Source organism: Pseudovibrio sp. POLY-S9, assembly GCF_001431305.1.
Classification (GTDB): domain Bacteria; phylum Pseudomonadota; class Alphaproteobacteria; order Rhizobiales; family Stappiaceae; genus Pseudovibrio.
The window spans coordinates 1-1,369 of the sequence record NZ_LCWX01000050.1; the positions used below are offsets into that span (position 1 = coordinate 1).

At 53.7% G+C, this 1,369-nt stretch carries 1 protein-coding gene; it reads left to right on the top strand.

Going from position 1 to position 1,369, the window contains the following annotated elements; all coding sequences use genetic code 11:
- The first annotated feature begins 85 nt into the window (after positions 1-85).
- A complete protein-coding gene (locus tag PPL9_RS03135; RefSeq protein ID WP_057461289.1) occupies positions 86-1,123 on the top strand; it encodes an IS110 family transposase in 1,038 nt (345 codons plus the stop codon).
- The last annotated feature ends 246 nt before the right edge of the window (positions 1,124-1,369 follow it).

Below are 1,369 nucleotides of genomic sequence, written 5' to 3' on the forward strand. Positions count from 1 at the left end.
AAGCATGCGTAATCGGGCTCGTCCTTCACGAGAGGTCAGCTCCTGTTAAGATCGCAGCATATTGCTGCGAGGATGGGAGAGCACCATGGAATACTATGCTGGTTTGGATGTTTCTTTACGGTCAGTTGCGATTTGCGTGATCGACGGCGAAGGCAAAATTGTATTTGAACGCTCAGTTGCCTGTGAGGTTGATGTTATTGCAAGCAGTTTAGCCAAGGCATCTTTTCCGATCACCCGTATCGGCTTTGAAGCTGGAACAATGAGCCAGCCTCTGTTTTACGGTTTGAAAGAGCAACATGGCTTTGAGGTTGTCTGCATGGAGGCAAGACAAGTGCATGCTGCTCTATCTGCTATGCGCAACAAGACCGACAAGAATGACGCGCGTGGAATTGCGCAAGTCTTGCGTTCGGGCTGGTACAGCCCAGTGCATATGAAAAGCCGCCGCTCGCATGCAATGCGTACGCTCATGACCAGTCGCAAAGCCTGCCTGAGCAAGTGCATTGATCTGGCAAATGAAATCCGGGGGCTCCTGAAGGTTTACGGTATCCGCCTGCCAGTGCGGGTAAAACACACCCACTTTGATGCAACAGTCCGACCGCTCATCGAAGCTAGCCCCGATTTGAGCCTGGCACTGGTTCCGCTTCTGGACGCGCGGCTCGCTTTATTACACACGTATCAAGAGCTGGACAAACGCGTTAAACACGCGGCAAGCACCAATGCAGTGTGCTTGCGACTAATGGAAATCCCCGGCGTTGGCCCTATGACTGCGCTGGCATTTGTCGCTGCGGTGGATGATCCGGCGCGGTTCAGGAGTTCGCGAACGGTTGCTGCCCACTTCGGCTTAACGCCGAGGCGTTTTCAATCAGGAGAAACTGATAATCCTGGCCGGATCTCTAAAGCAGGAGACATGGAGGTCCGCTCGGCCCTTTATACGGCTGCTAATGCAATGCTAACCCGCTGTACTGGCGAATCCAGCATCAAGAGCTGGGGGATGCGCCTGATGCGGACCAAAGGGCGCCGCCGTGCTGTTGTGGCGGTAGCCAGAAAGCTCGCGGTTGTGATGCATCGCATGTGGGTCAATGACACATCATTCTGTCGTGATGGTTTGGAGGTTGCAGCATGATTTAGTCTCACCTCAACATCACGATAGGATCGTCCTCTCTGGACGAGGTTTGTAGATGAAGCCGAAAATGTCTGCTGCGCCATACAAAGCGCGTCCACAAGCGAGGCTCTCTACAACCATTCCGGCACATGCATGCAGCCGCTCACAACGAAGAGCGACCCAGACTGCGAAGAGAAGCGTGACCCGGAGATGGATTAGATCCGATCGGAAAGGAAAAAAGAGCTTGACCTCAGCGCCCGATTAGAG